Origin of the sequence: Sphingobium sp. SA2 (assembly GCF_032227065.1) — a bacterium.
Lineage (GTDB): Bacteria > Pseudomonadota > Alphaproteobacteria > Sphingomonadales > Sphingomonadaceae > Sphingobium.
Genome location: NZ_JAPMXX010000006.1, coordinates 1,044,472 through 1,062,410 on the forward strand (window position 1 = coordinate 1,044,472; position 17,939 = coordinate 1,062,410).

Consider the following 17,939-nt stretch of genomic DNA (forward strand, 5'->3'; position numbering starts at 1 on the left):
ACCCGGGGCGCTTCACAGCGCGAGATAGGTCTCGATGGTCTTCAACATCAGAGCACCTCCGGCCATGGCTGCGCCACCTGCTTCAGAAGCGCGACATCGGCTTTGGCGTAGTGGGCCGTCGTGTCGATGCCACTATGTCGGAGGACCAGGCCGATCTTGTCGAGCGGTACCCCGTGGCGCAGCATCTCTGTTGCCGCGGTGTGCCGCAGGACGTGCGCCCCCTTGAACGGTGTCACGAGCCCAGCCCGCTTCATGATGCGCCTGACCACCGATGAGACGGCGTCACCGTTCAGGAACGGGCGAGTGGGCGCGATCGTGCTCAGGAACACCCGATCACTTCGGCAAAAAGACGGTCGGCATTCGAGGTAGGCCGCGACCGCATCCCCGACGTCCTGGGGCAGCGGCAAGCGAACTTCATGGCGCGACTTGCCCGTAACCCGCAGCGAACCGGCCTGCCACTCGATATCGATGAGGCGGAGCTGTGCCACGTCGCCAGCCCGAAGTCCGAGGCGAGCCAACAGCAGTACAATGGCGCGATCCCGCCTGCGCGCGCCGGCGTCTCCATCGCAGGCGGCAATCAAGCGGCTGACCTGTTCGCCCGATAGATATCGCGGCATCTCGGCAAGCTGCCAATGCGCGTAGGCCGGAACGGCATTGTCGAGGCCGGTCAGGCAGTGCCCTTGCATCGCGACGTAGCGTAAGAACGCCCGCAGGCTCGTGGTCATCTTCTCGATAGTGCCGCGCCCGCATGTGCTCACGCGCGTCATGAAATAGCAGCGAATATCGGCGGGACACCAATGTGTCGGGTCCGCTCCAAGTGCTGCCATAAAACCGATCGCATTGCGCGCGTATAGCCCGATGGTCGCATCAGATGCCCCGCGATGCTTGCTAAGCCATGCTTTAAAGCCCGCGACCAACTGCGGTTCAGCAGGGCGCATCGCGGCGACTGCGGGCTTGCACACGCCTATTTTCTCGAGGTGCCGACGAAAGAGCCTCGCACCGTAGATGGTGTGATGGTTACGGCGCCCTCCCTTGGCGCGCGGACATCGGCAAGTCCTCAAATGCTGTTCGAACGCTGCTAAATCGATGTCGCTCACGCTGGCATCGCGCCCTGCCATCGCGTGGCCGACGTGAGATGCTGCCCGCAGATAGCGTACCGCCGTATCGGGTCCATAGCCCTGCCGTTCGAGCGCCCCGGCAAAGCCATCTAGAAATGGTCCGCACGGCCCGCTGCGCAGATGCTCCAGCGTCTTCGACGCAGAAAAGTAGATCTCCAACATGTTTGTCCTCGCTCGTATCGGCCATCCGAGGCCGAGCAGACGGGGCACCACCGGCGCCATGTTATGAAGAGTGAAAATCGACGATTCACGGGAAAATATTGGCGGTGCAGTCGCCAGCTCCCCATTACTGGATCTGCCCATAAGGCAGGTAATGGGCGTTCCACATTACTTGTCGTAACCGGCACTGCCCAAAGTGCCAGGGCGCGGCCGCGCGCACCTGGCTGGCAGAGCGCGAAGCCGACCTTTTGCCGGTCGGATACTTCCACGTCGTCTTCACGCTACCGGTGGAAATCGCCAGCGTCGCTTTCCAGAACAAGGCGGTGGTCTATGATCTGCTGTTCAAGGTAGCGTCGGAGACTATGCTGACGATCGCGGCCGATCCCAGGCATCTAGGCGCCAGGATCGGGATCACCGCCGTGCTCCACACATGTTGGAGTGGACGACCCCCAGCGGCATCGAATGTGCCAGAATGAGTTGTCAACGCTCAAACAAGGGAGCCGCCCGTGGAACAGCTTATCAGAATCGGAATGGATACGTCGAAGAGTGTTTTTCAGCTTCATGGAGTGAATGCGGCCGAGGAGGTCGTTCTTCGTCGCAAGCTGCGTCGGAAGGACATGGTGACGTTCTTCGAAAAACTGCCGCCGACCGTCGTGGCGATCGAGGCGTGCGGTGCCTCGCATCACTGGGCGCGCCTGCTCACCTCATTCGGTCACGAGGTGAAGCTGATAGCCGCACAGCTGGTTAAGCCGTACGTCAAGCGTGGGAAGAATGACGCAGCCGACGCCGAGGCCCTGTGCGAAGCAATGAGCCGACCGACTATGCGGTTTGTGCCAGTAAAGACGGCCGATCAGCAGGCCGTGTTGATGCTGATGGGTGTGCGTGACCGGTTGATCCGCAACCAGACGCAGCTCTCGAACGCTATCCGCGGCTTTGCTGCAGAGTTCGGGCTGACGGCCGCCCGGGGTATCGATCATCTCGGTCGATTGCTTGATCAGCTGCAAGCCGACAACAGCCTTCCTTCATTGGCCCGCGAATTGTTCGCGGCCCACGCGGAAGAATATAAGCAGCTTCAGGCAAAAATCGCGGAGGTCGATGCCAAGCTGGCAGCCTGGCAGAAAACTGAGCCTCACTGCAATCGCCTAGCGAAGATCCCCGGTATCGCAGCGATCGGCGCCGCATTGCTCGTGATGAAGACGCCGGCACCAGAGAGGTTTGCCTCAGGGCGCCAGTTCGCTGCCTGGATCGGCCTGACACCGAAAGATCACTCCACCGCCGGCAAAGTCAGGCATGGCGGCATCACCCGCGCAGGCGATGAAGGGTTGCGCAGCGTCCTGGTGGCGGGCGCCACAGCGGTCGTCAGGCACGTCGCCGCGGGCACCAGCAAAAATGCCTTCGCGCCTTGGGTGGAACAGTTGCTCAAGCGCAAGGCTCCCAAACTCGTCGCCGTTGCTCTCGCCAACAAGATGGCTCGCATAGCCTGGAAGCTGATGGTTACCGGCCAAAGCTACGCCGGCAAGACTGCACCGGTCGAGATAGCCGTCGCCGCATAGAGGTCAGCCAACGCGGGGAGCAAAGAGATGCAACCGCGCTGAGCCGATGCCCGAACTTGCAAGGAAAAAGCAGATGGTGTGATCGATCGATCCCGACGTAGGAAAATCCGGTAGCCCCAATGGCCTTCGAGGTCGCACACTTGGCTGGAACCGACGTCGCGGAAACCATCTTGGCCAGCGTTCACTCGAGCGCGCAAAAAGGCCGGACATATGGAAGCAAGCGATCTGATCAAATTAATGCCCAAGAAAGACCTTGTAAGAGGGGGTCGTCCACATATGGGGCTCGGCCCTTACGCACCATCCCCACGTCCATATGGTGGTGCCGGGTGGCGGCATCGCACTCGACGGGACGCGATGGATATCGACGCGCCCTGCCTTCCTTTTGCCGGTGCGTGTCCTAGGCAAGCTGTTTCGCCGTCTGTTCCTGACCCGGCTGATCCAGCTTTATGACGTCGGCAAGCTCACTTTCTTCGGATCGCTCGCATCACTTACCGAACGGCGCGCCTTCCTGCGTCATCTGGCGCCGGTCCGGAAGACGCGATGGGTGGTCTATGCAAAGGCGCCCTTTGCGGGCCCTGAAGCGGTGCTCGCCTATCTGTCCCGCTATACCCACCGGATCGCCATCTCGAACCGCCGGTTGATCAGCTTCGACGAGAAGGGCGTCACGCTGCGCTACAAAGATTACCGTCGCGATGGACCCGAACGCCAAAGCATTATGACACTCGCGACCGACGAGTTTATCCGGCGGTTCATGTCGCACGTCCTGCCTCGTGGCTTCCATCGTATCCGGCATTACGGTCTGCTGGCCAGCTCATCGCGCAAAGCCAACCTCGCGCGTGCTCGCGCGTTGCTCGAGGTAGCTGCGCCGCCTGACGAGGCGATCCTCGAAGAGCCCGTCGATCTGCGACCACCATGCCCTTGCTGCGGCGGGCATATGATCATCATCGAGACCTTCGAACGCTGGCGACAGCCGCGGGCACCGCCGGACATCCTGATGCCGATCCCGGAGATTACGTCATGAACCGGCATGAACTGCTCCATATCCCTCCTGTCAAAGCGTCGTGGCAGGAAATCACGGCGCTTGCGCTGGAAGCGATCCATGACGCCGCTCACAACCAGAATGATGGCAGCACGCACCGATTATGCTGCCCGCCCCGGACAAAATGCCGACCGCCTGGTTCCCGTCCATCGCACCCTACCGGCGATTGTGCCAGTCCGCGAAACGGCGCCGACCCGAAATCCCCATAGCCTATCGCCTGAGGCCCCGCGGGTCGTACATGTGAGACTTTCGTACGCCTGCCGGCGGCCGAAACCCTTCGACTTTCTTGCCGTTCCCGGCGGATCTCTCGAACGGCAGGTCCCGTCAGAAGCCGACATTCAACGTTTCCGCGACGGCAAGGCGAAACGATGGATGGAACGTCAATGAACCCCTAGATCGGGGCGGCTTCTTGCCGAGCCGCAATATTTATCATAGCTTCTGGCATTAATTTGCAGTATATTGCGTATCGGTTTCCAATACATGCAATGAAGGGGGTATTCATATGCGTGATATCGTGCCCGCAATCACGATCAGCTTGCGTGAACTACCCAAAAGACTCGTTATATCATGCGATGGCGAAACCGTGTCGATTAGCAACGAAGACGATGAGACCGGCATTACCGAAATCACCACGACCCGATTGCAGAATGTCTTCAAATCAAAATTCGCCGGTGATGCATTCGAAATGCTCGTCACCGAATCGGTTGGCAAGACCTTCAAGATCACTCGATCGGCCAATGATGTATCGGTAACAATCGACGACATTGCCGTCAACTTCGGCGGCAACAATGACGCCAGCGTTGTTCTTGAGCCGGGCCTGCATTTACTCGTCGCCTTCATACGCGGCATGCCCGGTGCCAAGGGCAGCGTGGAGGTCGACGGCATCGGCACCGCTGAAATGGAAATCGCCCACGGCACCAATAGCGATTTCGCAACCATCAAGATTCGCGCCTGAAGGAGGGATGTCGATGAAGATACGCCCCGCCCTCACCGTGCTGCTTTTGGCTACAACCACGCTGCCGGCCGCGGCGCAACCCGCCGATCTTGCCGCGCTGCAGGCCCGGCTCGCTGCCCTGGAAAAGGAAGCCGCGGCGATTTCGGCGCAACTGCGCGCACTCCAAGCGGCAGCCCCGGCTCCCGAGACGACGACCGCCCGCCCGCCGCAGGTCATCGCCGGCCCCGGCAGGACATCCGCCGACCTCAACCGCGAGATCGCCGAATCCACGCTGATCAGCGAAGATGGCGGCGCCCAAAGCCGCATCGGCGCCGCACTTCCCGACAGCCCGTTGGCAACCAGCAGGGGTGACGCTGCGCGCTTCCTGCTCTCCGCCAGCAGCGATGACACCACGGTTACGCTGCAACTGTCGCGGACCCGTGCCCGAAGCACCGAAGCCAAGCTACTGGCGGGTTATACCGGTAACCGGCTGATCGAGGACACCTTCACGTTCAACGCGTCGGCCAATCTGGGGTCGAACAACCTCGATGGTAAGCGCAAGAGCGGCTTCAGCCGGCTCGACAGCCTCGCCGATGGGCAGAAATTCACCCTGCGCTGGTCACAGATGCGCAGCCGCATTCCCGATGTCAGCAGCGGACGCTTCGCCGAGATCAATGCCGTTGCGCTGAAAAAATGCCAGAATGACGAGGATAATCTGAAAGCGGCAGCGGCCGCCGTCGCTGCAGCGGCAAAGGACTCGGCTACCGCCGGCAGCGTGACGATCGAGAGCTTTCTGGTGAAGGCTTGCGACACGATCGCCGACAGCAAATACTATGCTAAGTATCTCGACGGAAGGGACAATCGCGAACGCCAATTGCTGTTCGATCGCCTGCTGCTTCGAAAAAGCTTTTCGTATGGCTTCGAAGCCAGCCTTGGCTACAATGAATTCAGCTATTTCGATGTCGCCACGTCCGCTGTGACTAACCCGCTCAGCTTCGCCAAGACCGATCTGAGCCGCGTTGGTTGGGAAGTCGGCGGCTATGCTTCGGTCTTCCCTCTGCCGCAAAGCGCGATCAGCCTGCGCGGTCGGTATCAGGATTCGTTCAAGGCGACCGATACCCTCACCGTATGCCCGCCCTTCCCGACCGGTGCGACCAGCGTGCAATGCACGACCGGCGCCTTTGCTGTCCCCAAGCAAACCGAAAAACTGCTGCTCGCCACCGAATTCCGCTTTTGGGGTGGCAGCGGCAAGGGGTTGATCGGCCGCTGGGCGGTGGCGCCGTCGATCACCGTTGATGCTCTCACCGATGATTATGAGGTCGATGTGCCCGTGTTCCTCGTCGGCAATGCCGATGGCAAACTGACCGGCGGGGTACGATTTGGCTATTCCAACAATGACGATGCGGTTTTCGGCGTCTTCATCGGATCGGCCTTCGATCTGTTCAAATAGGGGAAACCTGATGGCCGCACCAGCCGCCGTCAGACGCGGGTCTGCCCTGCTCAACTCCCGCCTCGATAGATAGGTACCCATCAAGGCAGAATTGCTTATACGGTAATTGCATTGCGCGGGAAGTCTGGCGCGGACGTGAGCGACTAAACTGCGCCGGCTTCGCCGGAGGCGTTAGCTCACAGAGTCTGCTATTCTCCGAAGCGGTCATCCGTAAGCAACGATAGGAACGACGACAACTGGTCGTAGGCCGCCAGGCGCAGTCAGGCGACCGTGCCGGAGCGAATCAGTTTGCTCGCCCCCGCCAGCCTGATGGCCTCAGCGCTTCTCCGTAAGGCGACGGATCCACCTTCTGTAAGATTAAAGCGATCCGACGCCGAAGGCTCCTTGATCGCCTAGGTTGAAACGGTTTGCTCTGGCAGGGCATCAATCAGGTCGAAGGAGAAGCATACGTTCGGAAATCGATATTCACACATAATCGTCGATAGTGATTGAAATTCATAGCCAGTGATCCATATTCGCAGTTGGTCTAAACCGCAGTAAGCGGTTTTCACGGGATCGTTTATGGGTGAGTGGCCTTCGCAAGCAGTGATGGATTTTCGCGGACGACGCTTGCCTGAGCCCGCGATCCCGCAGGGCTATGCTGCGCTCATAGCGAGATATGATCTGTCGCTGCCCCTGCCGCCGCACCTTGCTGCCATCGCCAAGCGCCATCATCCCGCCTCAACCGACGACTGGACGCTCCTGACGCCGAGACATTTTCCCGACGCGACTCTCGCGGGTCAGTTGGTGTTTGCCCTCAAATGGGAGGGTGTCGACCTTAGCGTTCTTGCACGCCTCTTTGCCACCATCGGCGCGCAGACCATAAGTGACTTCATTCTCGCGACGCCGACGGGCGCGTTCGCCCGTCGTATCTGGTTCCTCTACGAATGGATCACCGGCGAGGCGCTCGATCTTCCCGACCCCGGCAAGGTCAAGACCGTTCCGATCATCGACGACAAGCTACAGTTCGCGTTGGCGAAAGGCCGGGTATCCTCGCGCCACAAGGTCATCGACAACCTCCCTGGAACGCCTGCCTTCTGTCCGATGGTCCGGCGTACCAATACCCTCGAAACCGTCGCAGCCAAGCAGCTCGATCAACTCGCCCGCGCCGAGATTGGCAGGGTCCGTGGCGACGTCATCGCCCGGGCTGCCGCCTTTCTCCTTCTCAATGATTCCAAATCATCCTTCGCCATCGAGGGCGAACGCCCCTCCGGAACACGCGCGGCCCGCTGGGGGCAGGCAATCGCGCAGGCAGGGACGCACCCGCTCACGATCGCCGAGTTCGAACGCCTTCAGCGCATCGTCATCGGCGAGGATACCCGCTTTGTCCGGCTCGGCCTACGAACCGAGGGCGGCTTCGTCGGCGTCCATGATCGCGAGACAGGGGAACCGCTGCCCGAACACATCAGCGCCCGCCATGAAGACATCGAAAGCCTGCTGACGGGTCTTGTCGCTTATGCCGAACGGACCTTGGATGGTGGTCTTGATGCCGTCGTAGCCGCGGCCGCCATGGCCTTTGGCTTCGTCTACATCCACCCCTTTGTGGACGGGAACGGCCGCATCCATCGCTGGCTGATCCACCACGCGCTGGCCTCGGCTCACTATAATCCGACGGGGCTCGTGTTTCCGATCAGCGCCGCGATCCTGCGTCAGCTCGACGGCTATCGCTCCGTTCTCGAGACTTATTCGCGTCCCCTCCTTCCTGAGATCGAATGGCAGCGAACCAAGGAAGGCAATGTCGAGGTGCTCAACCAGACGATCGACTTCTACCGCTATTTCGATGCCACCGCGCATGCCGAGTTTCTCTATGCGTGCGTGGAACAGACCATCGTAGAAGACCTTCCGCGCGAGGTCCGCTTCCTACAAGCATTCGACCAGTTCAGCGATGCTGTGCAGGAGATCGTCGATATGCCTGCGGCCCGTATCGAGCTGCTGCAGAAGTTCCTTGAGCAAAATGCCGGCCGCTTCTCCCAGCGGGCGCGGACGCGAGAGTTTAGTGCTCTGACCGAGGAGGAATCCAGCCAGATCGAGCAACTCTACGCAGATGCGTTCGGAGAGGGCGAATGACGGTTTCCCTCGTCGACCAACGCCGCTTGGCGATCGAAATTATCGCCACGCTCGTGAACATCAAACGTACCGCCGCAGACCAGCTCTTGCGGCGTGCGAATGTCCCGGAACCCCTGATCGGTCGCTTTCTGAGTGACCGCGATCCGGCAACCGGCACAAAGCTGTCGAAACGCGTGGCGGGCGCGATGGTGCTCGACGCACTTGCCGCCGAAGGTTGCGAGGCCGAGGTCATCGACGCGCTCATCAGCATTGCCGCCAATTGGGATGCCTACCATCTCGCTGCCGACGAATATCAGGCCCGCGCTACGGTTCAGAAAGCGCGCGAGGTCCAACCTGAGCTTGCTGGCCAGCGCGAACAGGAAGACGCGGCCAGACAGGCGCGCGATCGCGCCGCATCTGCGGCTGCCGAGCGCGCGCGGAAGGTGACGCTTGGCCAGCAAAGCGCGCTGCTCCTAGGCCAGTTTGATCATGCCATGGCGGGCGATGACGCCCACGGACGCGGCTATCTTCTCCAGGATCTCCTCAATCGCCTGTTCGACCTCCACGAGTTTCCGGTCCATCGGGCCTTTCAGCGAAACGCAGGTGCTGAACAGATCGATGGCGCCTTCGAAATGGATGGGTGGCACTATCTCGTCGAATGTCGCTGGCGAAAGCAACCTGCCGATTCGCGCGATCTCGACGGGTTGGTCGGTCAGGTCGGCCGATCCGGCCGCCAGTCCATGGGGGTATTCCTTTCGATCAACGGGTGGTCGGAGCATGTCGTGCCAATGCTCCTGCAGAGCCGCGACAAATGCATCATCCTGATGGACGGCTATGATTTGCGATCCGCGCTGTCGCAGCAGATCGCTCTGCGCACCCTGGTTCAGGCGAAGATTCGCGCGCTAAACTTGAAGGCGACTCCCTTCCTATCGGCTCGGGAGTGCATGTAGGGTACCAGCCCCATGTCAGAACTGAGTCGTGCATCGATGTCGACCACCGCCACTACCGGTGGTGCTTTCCTAACTTCTGGCAGCGCCATCCAGATAGTCCGACCAGGCCTGCATCATCGCTACTCGCTCATCCCAATATTCTCCGCGCGCATAAGCGCGCCTAACCGCGTCCGCCTCTGCGTGCGCCAACTGGCGTTCGATTGCATCGGGATGCCACTTGCCCATCTCGTTGAGCAATGTGCTCGCCATGGCTCGAAAGCCGTGACTCGTCATTTCATCGCCTGAATAGCCCAACCGTCGAAGAGCGCCGTTCAGCGCATTTTTGGACATGGGCCGCTTTATGGACTGGAAGCCGGGAAAAACATACTTACCCGTCCCGGTGACCTCCTTGATGGAAGACAGAATGGTAAGGGATTGCCGCGACAGCGGAACGCGATGTGGGCGCCGCATCTTCATTTTTTCCGCCGGGATCGACCATAACGCCTTGTCAAAATCGATCTCCAACCATTCAGCATGGCGCAATTCACCAGGACGGACAAAAACATGCGGAGCCAGCCGCAAGGCGGCTCTCGTGACCGCATGACCGTCAAAACCATCAATCGCACGCATCAGCGGCCCCACCTGCTGGTTGTTGGTGATCGCAGCCAGATGCTTTACCCTTGGTGTCGTCAGAGCGTCGCGAAGATTGGCGGAGAGATCATGCTCAGCCCTTCCCGTTGCGATCGCGTAACGAAATACTCTGCCGCAGACGCTCCTAAGTCGCCTGGCAGTTTCATGTCGGCCTCGCCCTTCGACCTCCCGCAAGACAGCAAGGAGTTCCATACTCGTGATCTCGCTCATCTTGCGATCGCCCAGGCTGGGATAAGCAAATTCGAGAAGCCACTTGATCTTGCCGATGGTGACATCCCCAAGTCCTTCCCGTTCTCGCTTGGCGAGCCACTCCTCGGCAACGGTGCGAAAACCAGTGGTCGCCTCAAAGGCTTCCAGGGCTTCAATTTCCTTTCGCGTTGCGGTGGGATCCGAGCCGGCCGCCAAGAGCTTGCGGGCTTCATCTCTTTTCTCACGCGCCTCCGCCAAGGTGATCAATGGGAAGACGCCCATCGCCACCGTCTTGGCTTTGCCATCGAAGCGATAATTCATGCGCCAGTAGCGACCGCCTTGGGGCGTCACCAACAGATAGAGACCATGCCCGTCCGCGAGCTTGTAGGGCTTGTCTCTCGGCTTTGCCTTGGACAATGCGAGGGATGAAAGTGCCATGAGGGTATCTCCTGCGGCCTTGTTGGCCGATACCCGCAAAGATACCCCCAGCTACCCTGAATTCCCAAATCCACCAGCGGAAACCGATGGACGACAGACACAAAAAAACCGCTGAATTCAGCGGTTTTTTCGATCTCTACGGACTTCTCCGGAAGAACAAATGGTGCCCAGAAGAGGACTCGAACCTCCACGACCTTGCGATCGCCAGCACCTGAAGCTGGTGCGTCTACCAATTCCGCCATCTGGGCACGGGGTAGGAGCGCGCAACTAGCCGCTGCCTCCAAAGCTGTCAACGCATGTTGCGGATTATTTCATGCCTCTTTGCAAAATCGCGCGCCGGGGGGTGGACGGGTGCGCCGGTGGAGCGGATGACGGCGTCATGACCCAATCCGATTCCACCCCTATCACCCTGCTCGCCCGCCCCGATGGACTGCGTCTCGCCTGCCGCCCGCGGGCGGGGGCGGGGCCGACCATCCTCTTCCTGCCGGGCTATATGTCCGACATGGAGGGCAGCAAGGCAGTCGCGCTCGATCAATGGGCGGCGCGCCAGGGGCGCGCCATGGTGCGGATGGACTATGCGGGCAACGGGTCGAGCGAAGGGCGTTTTGTCGATGGCACGCTGGCCAGTTGGCGCGACGATGTGCTGCTGGTGATGGATCGCCTGATCGAGGGACCGGTCCTGCTCGTGGGATCGTCGATGGGCGGCTGGCTCGCGCTACTGGTAGCGCTGGCCCGGCCCGACCGGGTCATGGGGATTGTCGGCATCGCGGCCGCGCCCGACTTCACCGAATGGGGTTTTACCGATGCCGACAAGGCGTTGCTGGCGACCGAGGGGCGGATCGAGGAGCCGTCCGCTTATAGCGACGATCCTTATGTCACGACGCTGGCCTTTTGGCAGTCGGGTCAGGCGTTGCGGCTATTGGAGGGCGAGATCGGCATCGATTGCGCGGTGCGGCTGCTCCACGGCCAGCAGGACAAGGATGTGCCCTGGTATGTAGCGGTGAAGGCGGCCGCACGTTTGCGTTCATCGGATGTGCAGACGCTGCTGATTAAGGACGGCGACCATCGCCTTTCCCGCGACGGCGACATCGCCTTGTTGATCCGCACCGTCGCCAGCCTGTTGGACAGCCATTGATGCCGCTCTTGCCCCTGATGCTGTTGGCCCAGGCCTATGATCCTGAGATCGAGGCCGTGATGAATCGCAGCCGCAAAGAGAAGCAGGAAGCCGCCGCCAGCGTCGCCGCTGCGCCGCTGCCCAGCACGCCCGCGCGGGAGGACGGCAAAATTCCCGTGCCCGCGAAATTCGCTGCGCCTTTCCAGGCCTGTCTCGACCAAGCGCTTGAAGATCCCACCGCCGGGGTCGCCTTTGCCGAAAAATGGCGGATCGACGGCGGGGGCTTCTATGCGCGCCACTGCATGGGCTTTGCCTTCGCGCGCGCCGAACGCTGGTCGCCCGCGATCATCGCCTTTCAGCAGGCTGCGGAAGAGGCTGAACGGAGCGGCGAGATGGTGCAAAGCGCGCGGCTGTGGGCGCAGGCGGGCAATGCCGCGCTCGCCAGCGGGGATGCCGCCAAGGCGCGCGGAGATTTCGATGCGGCCTTAGCGCGCGGTCTACCCGACGGGCTGGAAAAGGGCGAGGTGCATCTCGATCGGGCGCGGGCCTTGGTCGCACTGGGCGAGACGGAGGCTGCGCGCGATTCGATCGATGTGGCGCTGACCCAGGCACCCAAAGACCCGCTCGGCTGGCTGTTGTCGGCAACGCTGGCGCGCCGGTCCGGCGAAATGAGTCTGGCCCAAGCGCATATCGCGCGCGCCGTGCAGCTCTCGCCCGACGATGCGTCGGTGGCGCTGGAGGAGGGCAATATCGCGATCCTGACCGATCATGAGGATATCGCCCGATCCGCCTGGCAGCGGGCTGTGCGCCTGGCGCCGGACGCCGCAGCGGGCAAGGCGGCGGCGGATAATCTGTCCCGTTTACCTGTAGCCAAGCCTGCGGGCTAAGGCCGTCCAGCAAGACTTTGTCACGGAACCGCTTTCCGGTTCGGTCCGTTCGCATGGGTATAGCGGGACCACCGAAACGGAGATGAGATGATGACCCCCAATGTGAAGAATATCGCTGCGATCGGCCTGTTGCTCGCAGGCGCGATGGCGACCACGGCCTGTTCGCGCGGCGCGACGGCGGGCGGATTGATCGGCGGCACCGGCGGCGCAGTCGTCGGCAGCGCGACCGGCCTCGGCACGACCGAAGGCGCGATTATCGGTGGCGCGGCGGGCGCCGTGATTGGCGACGACCGCCGCGATTAAGGCCCGCTATTTCAGGTAGAAGTCGACGGTCGTGACGACGCGCACTTTCTTATAGGGCGTGTCGCTCGACCCGTCGCCGCCTTCGCCATCGCGCGCGTCGATCGAGAAATAGCCCTGCGTGGCGCTCTTGATCCCGCCGACGCCGGAAGCTGCATCCTTCGCGAATTGTTCGGCGGCGGCGCGGGCGTCCTTGGTCGCGGCGGCCACCATTTGCGGCTTGACGTCGTTCAGCTTGGTGAAGCTGTAGCGCATGCCCGACCCTTCCTGCAGCGTGACGCCCCGCCGGACGAGGTCGAACTGCTGCGCGACGGCGCGCTGGGCGCGGGCAATGTCGGTCGTGCGCAACAACATCCGCTGTGTCACGGTGATATTGTTGACGCCATTGTTGAGATATTGGTTCACGCCGGCGCCAGTCGGGGTCAGTTCCGCAGGCTTGAAGCCGAGGTCCGTGAAATAGGCCTGCAATTCCTTGGTATTATTGTCGATTTCCGCGCGCACGGTCGGCAGGTCGAAGCCAGTCGCCGAATAGCTGATCGACCAAGTGGCGAGGTCCGCCGTGACATCCTTTTCCGCCAGGCCGCGCACCGTGACCGAGCGATCCGCCGCCTTGGCGCGCCGCAGTCCGTCTCCCAGAAGATAGCCGCCGCCAACGACCCCCAACGCCAGCAGCGCGGCGCTGCCCAACATTATCTTGTCCCGCATGTCCCATGTCATATGCTTGCCTCTTCCCTGCGTTGATGCGCGACCTTATCTTGGGAGCATTCTTGCCCTCCCCCAGATGAACCGTTGCTTTATAGCGACGAATGGAGAAAGACTTGCCCAAATTCTTGCATAGCATGATCCGCGTCCGTGACGTCGAAAAGACGATCGCCTTTTTCGACCTGCTGGGATTGAAAGAGGTCAAGCGATTCGACAGCGAACAGGGGCGCTTCACGCTCGTCTATCTCGCCGCGCCGGGGGATGAAGATGCGCAGGTCGAACTGACCTATAACTGGCCGCCGGAGGATGGCAGCCCGGCCGAAATCTATGATGGCGGGCGCAATTTCGGCCATATCGCCTATCAGGTCGAGAATATCTATGAGACGTGCCAGCGCTTCCTGGATGCGGGCGTGACCATCAACCGCCCGCCGCGGGACGGGCATATGGCCTTCGTCCGCACGCCCGATGGTATTTCGGTCGAATTGCTGCAGGATGGGCGGCTCGACCCGGCCGAACCTTGGGTATCGATGCCCAATGTCGGGCAATGGTAAGCCCGATGCTGGAGGTGGTCCGCATCCCGGTTCTATCGGACAATTATGTCTGGCTGCTCCATGACCCCAGGAGCCAAGAGACGGTCGTGATCGACCCGGCCGTGGCCGATCCGGTGCTGGAGGCGGCGGCCGCGCGGGGATGGAACATCGGCCAGATCTGGAACACCCATTGGCATGGCGACCATGTCGGCGGCAATGCGGCGATCAAGGCTGCGACCGGCTGCGTCATCACCGGACCCGCGGCCGAAGCGGAGAAGATCGCGACGCTCGATCGCCTGGTCGGTGAAGGCGATAGCGTGCGTATCGGCGATCATGTCGCGACCGTGATGGCGGTCCCGGCCCATACGGCGGGGCATATCGCCTATCATCTCGCCGCCGCGCAGATGGCCTTTGTCGGCGATACGCTGTTCGCCATGGGCTGCGGCCGATTGTTCGAGGGGACAGCGGCGCAGATGTTCGCCAATCTGCAACGGCTCGCGAACTTGCCGGAGGATACGGCCGTCTATTGCGCGCATGAATATACGCTCTCTAACGGCCGGTTCGCGCTGACGGTGGAGCCGGACAATGCGGCGCTGGTCGAGCGGGTTGCAGCCGTCGAAGCGCTGCGGGCGCGGGACGAAGCGACGGTGCCGACGACGATCGGGCTGGAGCGCGCGACCAATATCTTCATGCGCGCGCGCGACGTGGCGCAATTGACCGAACGCCGCGCGGCAAAGGACGCGGCCTGACGGTTTTTGCGCTATGGTGCCGTCGTCAGGGTAAAGATCGACAAGGGAGAGTCGCGATGCGCGCATGGATAGGGATGATACCGCTCCTGTTGGCGGGCTGCACCGGCAGCTATACGCCCACACCGCTGACGCAGAAGCAGGCGGCCAAGCTGGAGAAGGCTTTGGAAGGCAAGGTGGCCGGTGAAAAACAAGGCTGCATCAACCGCGAACCACGGACCAATCTGACCGTCATCAGCAATAATGTGCTGCTGTATCGGGTGAGCAACCGGCTGATCTACAAGAATGAATTGATCGGCAGCTGCAGTGGCCTCGTCTATGGCGACACGTTGATCGTGCGCAGCTTCGGCTCGCAACTGTGCCGTGGCGACATGACCACGACCGCCAATCTACAGACCGGGATGACCAGTGGCGCCTGCGCGCTAGGCGACTTCATCCCCTATCGCGCGCCGGGTAAATAATCCGGTTCCGCCTTCTGGCTGCATCGGACTATTCGAACAGGCTTATTGGCCTAGATCGCAACCGGCTCTGACCGATCGATAGCACCACTATCTAGCAGTGGCGCGACATCCATGTCCTGCGCGCCCAGAATGACGCTCAATTTCTCCAGCGAGGCGAGGATCATCGCCTGTTCCCAGGCGGCGAGCGACGCGAAGCGGTCAGTGAATTGGGACTGCAGCAAGTCGGGCGCGCAGGCCAGTGCATCCCGTCCCGCCGCCGTTGCATGGAGCATGATCTGGCGCTTGTCGCGATCGCTGCGTTCGCGCGTTACCAAGCCCGATAGCACGAGCCGATCGACGACATTGGTGATCGTCGCCTGACTGAATTTCAAAGCCGCCGCAATGGCGCTCGGCGTCGCCTGATCGCGCGCCGCGATTTCGCGCAGCACCAGCATCTGGGAGGGCGTCAGCCCTGTAGTCGTCGCCAGCTTGCGACTGCCGATTTCGGTCGCGCGCAGAATGCGACGAAGCGCCTGGAGAGTGGGGTTCGAAAGGTCGGATTCCATGGCTGATAGCTATCCGTTTGCGCAGTGCCATGCCAATGTCATTTTCCTTTATATAATGAAGGATAATGCAAGGCCGAAACGGCGGACAGAGAAGTCATTGCGGCCAAAGGGTTGAAAATTTCGCGTTCATATGTATATATTGCGCCGCAGCAACAGAGGCGAAGGGATTCGCCCAGATAGTTAAATACTTTGGGAGGCTAATCATATTTGATCGTGAAACCGATGCGACGGTCCTGTCGCCACGGAATTTTGCGTCCCATGAGAATGAGACTGGACGAGTTATGAATTTCCGCATGCCGGTGGCGCAGGACGGCCCTGCCATCACCGCGCTGATCGCCGCCTGCCCGCCACTCGATGGCAATTCGGCCTATTGCAACCTGCTGCAATGCACGCATTTCGCCGATAGCTGCATCGTCGCCGAACGCGACGGCCAGATCGTCGGCTGGGTATCGGGCTATCGCCTGCCCGCCGACCCCGGTCGCTTCTTCATATGGCAGGTCGCCGTCGCTGCGGAGGCTCGCGGCGAAAAGCTGGCGCAGCGCATGATCGCCGCCTTGCTGGACCGCCCGTCGGCTACCGGCGTCACGCACCTGATCACCACGGTAACCCCGGACAATGCAGCCTCCTGGGCACTGTTCGCAGGAATCGCCCGGCGTCTAGGCGCTGAGTTGACCAAAGCCCCGCTGTTCGAGCGAGACGCTCATTTCGCCGGCGCGCATGAAACCGAGTGGCAAGCGACGATCGGTCCCTTCGCCCTCTCTTCCAAAGCCAGCCAATAGATATTCGGAGACTTTCCCCCATGACAATGACCCCCAAACCGACCCAGATCATTCCCGATACCGGCATTTACGAGCGCCGGGAATCGATCGTCCGCAGCTATGCCCGGTCGATGCCGCGCCAGTTCCATCGCGCCGAAAATGTGTGGATGCACGATAATCAGGGGGGGCGTTATCTCGATTTTCTATCGGGCTGCTCGACGCTGAATTACGGGCATAACCATCCGATCCTCAAGCAGGCGCTGCTCGACTATATCATGGCCGACGGGATTACTCATGGGCTGGACCTGCATACCGATGCCAAGGCGGCCTTTCTGGAAACTTTCGAGGAGGTGATCCTCCAGCCGCGCAAGCTGAATTATCGCGCGATGTTCACTGGCCCAACCGGCACCAATGCGGTGGAAGCCGCGATCAAACTGGCGCGCAAGATTACCGGCCGCGAAATGGTGATCGCCTTCACCAACGGCTTCCACGGCATGACGTTGGGCGCGCTGGCCTGCACCGGCAATGCCGCCAAGCGCGGTGGTGCGGGCGTGCCGCTCAGCCATGTCAGCCACGAACCCTATGACGGCTATCACGGCCCCGACGTCGATACCGCCGACCTTCTGGAACAGCGGCTTTCCGACCCTTCCAGCGGCCTGGATGCACCCGCCGCCATCCTGGTGGAAACCGTACAGGGCGAAGGCGGCCTCAACGCAGCCTCACCGGCCTGGCTGCGCAAGATTGCCGCAATCGCCAAGCGGCATGGTGCCCTGTTGATCGTGGATGATATTCAAGCCGGCTGCGGCCGCACCGGTGGCTTTTTCAGCTTCGAGGATATGGGTTTCACGCCCGACATCGTCACGCTGGCCAAGTCGCTGTCTGGCATGGGCCTGCCCTTTGCGCTCACGCTGTTCCGCGCCGAACTCGACCAATGGTCGCCCGGCGAGCATAATGGCACCTTCCGCGGCAACAATCATGCCTTCGTCACGGCGACGGCCGCCCTGCGCCATTTCTGGAGCAATGACAGCTTCGCCGCCGATGTGCGCCGTCGCGGCGCGTTGCTGGAAAGTCGCCTCGACAAGATGGCCCGCGAACATGGGCTGACCACGCGCGGGCGCGGCATGATGCGCGGCATCGACGTCGGGTCGGGCGAGATTGCGTCCGTCATTACCGCCGCCTGCTTCGCGCGCGGCCTCATCATCGAAACGAGCGGCCCCCATGACGAAATCGTCAAGGTGCTCGCCCCGCTCATCATCGACGACGCCGTCCTTTCGGCCGGTCTCGACATACTGGAAACCAGCGTGCGCGAGACGCTTGCCGCCGCCTTTGGCGTGGCGGCGGAATAAGGAGA

The 17,939-nt window shown here is 61.4% G+C and carries 17 protein-coding genes, 1 tRNA gene and 2 pseudogenes; 15 read left to right on the forward strand and 5 right to left on the reverse strand.

Annotated features, from left to right (window positions below; genetic code table 11):
• Window positions 1-47: 47 nt before the first annotated feature.
• Complete coding sequence (locus OVY48_RS12755; RefSeq protein ID WP_313922041.1) at window positions 48-1,280, reverse strand: tyrosine-type recombinase/integrase; 1,233 nt, start codon at window positions 1,278-1,280, stop codon at window positions 48-50.
• A 167-nt stretch (window positions 1,281-1,447) separates the two neighbouring features.
• On the opposite strand from OVY48_RS12755, the pseudogene OVY48_RS12760 reads away from it, so the two are divergent.
• From OVY48_RS12760 to OVY48_RS12790, 7 genes and pseudogenes are all read left to right on the forward strand, one after another.
• Window positions 1,448-1,708: pseudogene (locus OVY48_RS12760) on the forward strand (transposase zinc-binding domain-containing protein); the annotation flags it as partial.
• A gap of 75 nt (window positions 1,709-1,783) precedes the next feature.
• On the forward strand, window positions 1,784-2,830 hold the full coding sequence (locus OVY48_RS12765) for an IS110 family transposase (RefSeq protein ID WP_066521554.1): 1,047 nt from the start codon (window positions 1,784-1,786) through the stop codon (window positions 2,828-2,830).
• Window positions 2,831-3,095: 265 nt separating this feature from the next.
• Window positions 3,096-3,851 (forward strand): annotated as a pseudogene (locus tag OVY48_RS12770) (transposase); the annotation flags it as partial.
• Window positions 3,852-4,371: 520 nt separating this feature from the next.
• Entirely contained in the window at window positions 4,372-4,824 is a 453-nt protein-coding gene (locus tag OVY48_RS12775) for a hypothetical protein (RefSeq protein WP_313923101.1), read from the forward strand.
• A 13-nt stretch (window positions 4,825-4,837) separates the two neighbouring features.
• The gene (locus OVY48_RS12780; RefSeq protein ID WP_313923102.1) at window positions 4,838-6,253 is read left to right on the forward strand and encodes a hypothetical protein; all 1,416 of its coding nucleotides are present in this window, start codon (window positions 4,838-4,840) and stop codon (window positions 6,251-6,253) included.
• A 786-nt stretch (window positions 6,254-7,039) separates the two neighbouring features.
• Window positions 7,040-8,359 carry a Fic family protein gene (locus OVY48_RS12785; protein WP_313923103.1) on the forward strand — a complete coding sequence of 440 codons (1,320 nt, stop codon included), beginning with the start codon at window positions 7,040-7,042 and terminating at the stop codon, window positions 8,357-8,359.
• Window positions 8,356-9,288 carry a hypothetical protein gene (locus tag OVY48_RS12790; RefSeq protein ID WP_313923104.1) on the forward strand — a complete coding sequence of 311 codons (933 nt, stop codon included), beginning with the start codon at window positions 8,356-8,358 and terminating at the stop codon, window positions 9,286-9,288. Before OVY48_RS12785 ends, OVY48_RS12790 begins: the two co-directional genes overlap by 4 nt.
• Window positions 9,289-9,357: 69 nt before the next feature.
• Here OVY48_RS12790 and OVY48_RS12795 read toward each other — a convergent pair whose 3' ends face one another.
• Complete coding sequence (locus OVY48_RS12795; protein ID WP_313923105.1) at window positions 9,358-10,545, reverse strand: tyrosine-type recombinase/integrase; 1,188 nt, start codon at window positions 10,543-10,545, stop codon at window positions 9,358-9,360.
• Window positions 10,546-10,706: 161 nt separating this feature from the next.
• Window positions 10,707-10,793 (reverse strand) — tRNA-Leu (locus tag OVY48_RS12800).
• 131 nt (window positions 10,794-10,924) lie between these two features.
• Between OVY48_RS12800 and OVY48_RS12805 the strand changes: the two genes are divergently transcribed.
• The 3 genes from OVY48_RS12805 to OVY48_RS12815 all read left to right on the forward strand — a co-directional run bounded on the left by OVY48_RS12805 (window position 10,925) and on the right by OVY48_RS12815 (window position 12,849).
• Window positions 10,925-11,680: an alpha/beta hydrolase gene (locus tag OVY48_RS12805; protein ID WP_313923106.1), complete on the forward strand. Its 756-nt coding sequence runs from the start codon at window positions 10,925-10,927 to the stop codon at window positions 11,678-11,680.
• Complete coding sequence (locus OVY48_RS12810) at window positions 11,680-12,546, forward strand: tetratricopeptide repeat protein (RefSeq protein ID WP_069065472.1); 867 nt, start codon at window positions 11,680-11,682, stop codon at window positions 12,544-12,546. The genes OVY48_RS12805 and OVY48_RS12810 overlap by 1 nt, the downstream gene beginning before the upstream one ends.
• An 87-nt stretch (window positions 12,547-12,633) precedes the next feature.
• Window positions 12,634-12,849 carry a hypothetical protein gene (locus OVY48_RS12815; RefSeq protein ID WP_409593226.1) on the forward strand — a complete coding sequence of 72 codons (216 nt, stop codon included), beginning with the start codon at window positions 12,634-12,636 and terminating at the stop codon, window positions 12,847-12,849.
• A 6-nt stretch (window positions 12,850-12,855) separates the two neighbouring features.
• Here the strand turns inward: OVY48_RS12815 and OVY48_RS12820 are convergent, their stop codons facing one another.
• Window positions 12,856-13,563 carry an SIMPL domain-containing protein gene (locus tag OVY48_RS12820; protein ID WP_313923107.1) on the reverse strand — a complete coding sequence of 236 codons (708 nt, stop codon included), beginning with the start codon at window positions 13,561-13,563 and terminating at the stop codon, window positions 12,856-12,858.
• 101 nt (window positions 13,564-13,664) lie between these two features.
• On the opposite strand from OVY48_RS12820, the gene OVY48_RS12825 reads away from it, so the two are divergent.
• Genes OVY48_RS12825 through OVY48_RS12835 form a run of 3 tightly spaced genes read left to right on the forward strand, consistent with a single transcriptional unit; the run spans window position 13,665 to window position 15,285 of the window.
• Window positions 13,665-14,099, forward strand: a complete 435-nt coding sequence (locus tag OVY48_RS12825) for a VOC family protein (protein ID WP_313923108.1) — start codon at window positions 13,665-13,667, stop codon at window positions 14,097-14,099.
• A gap of 5 nt (window positions 14,100-14,104) precedes the next feature.
• A complete protein-coding gene (gene gloB, locus OVY48_RS12830) occupies window positions 14,105-14,827 on the forward strand; it encodes a hydroxyacylglutathione hydrolase (protein WP_313923109.1) in 723 nt (240 codons plus the stop codon).
• Between the two features lie 56 nt (window positions 14,828-14,883).
• Window positions 14,884-15,285 (forward strand): hypothetical protein, encoded by a 402-nt coding sequence (locus OVY48_RS12835; protein WP_037472115.1) that lies wholly within the window; start codon window positions 14,884-14,886, stop codon window positions 15,283-15,285.
• Between the two features lie 50 nt (window positions 15,286-15,335).
• Here OVY48_RS12835 and OVY48_RS12840 read toward each other — a convergent pair whose 3' ends face one another.
• Window positions 15,336-15,830: a MarR family transcriptional regulator gene (locus OVY48_RS12840; protein WP_313923110.1), complete on the reverse strand. Its 495-nt coding sequence runs from the start codon at window positions 15,828-15,830 to the stop codon at window positions 15,336-15,338.
• A gap of 281 nt (window positions 15,831-16,111) precedes the next feature.
• Between OVY48_RS12840 and ectA the strand changes: the two genes are divergently transcribed.
• A complete protein-coding gene (gene ectA, locus OVY48_RS12845; RefSeq protein ID WP_069065470.1) occupies window positions 16,112-16,609 on the forward strand; it encodes a diaminobutyrate acetyltransferase in 498 nt (165 codons plus the stop codon).
• 20 nt (window positions 16,610-16,629) lie between these two features.
• Window positions 16,630-17,934, forward strand: a complete 1,305-nt coding sequence (ectB, locus tag OVY48_RS12850) for a diaminobutyrate--2-oxoglutarate transaminase (protein WP_313923111.1) — start codon at window positions 16,630-16,632, stop codon at window positions 17,932-17,934.
• Window positions 17,935-17,939: the final 5 nt, after the last annotated feature.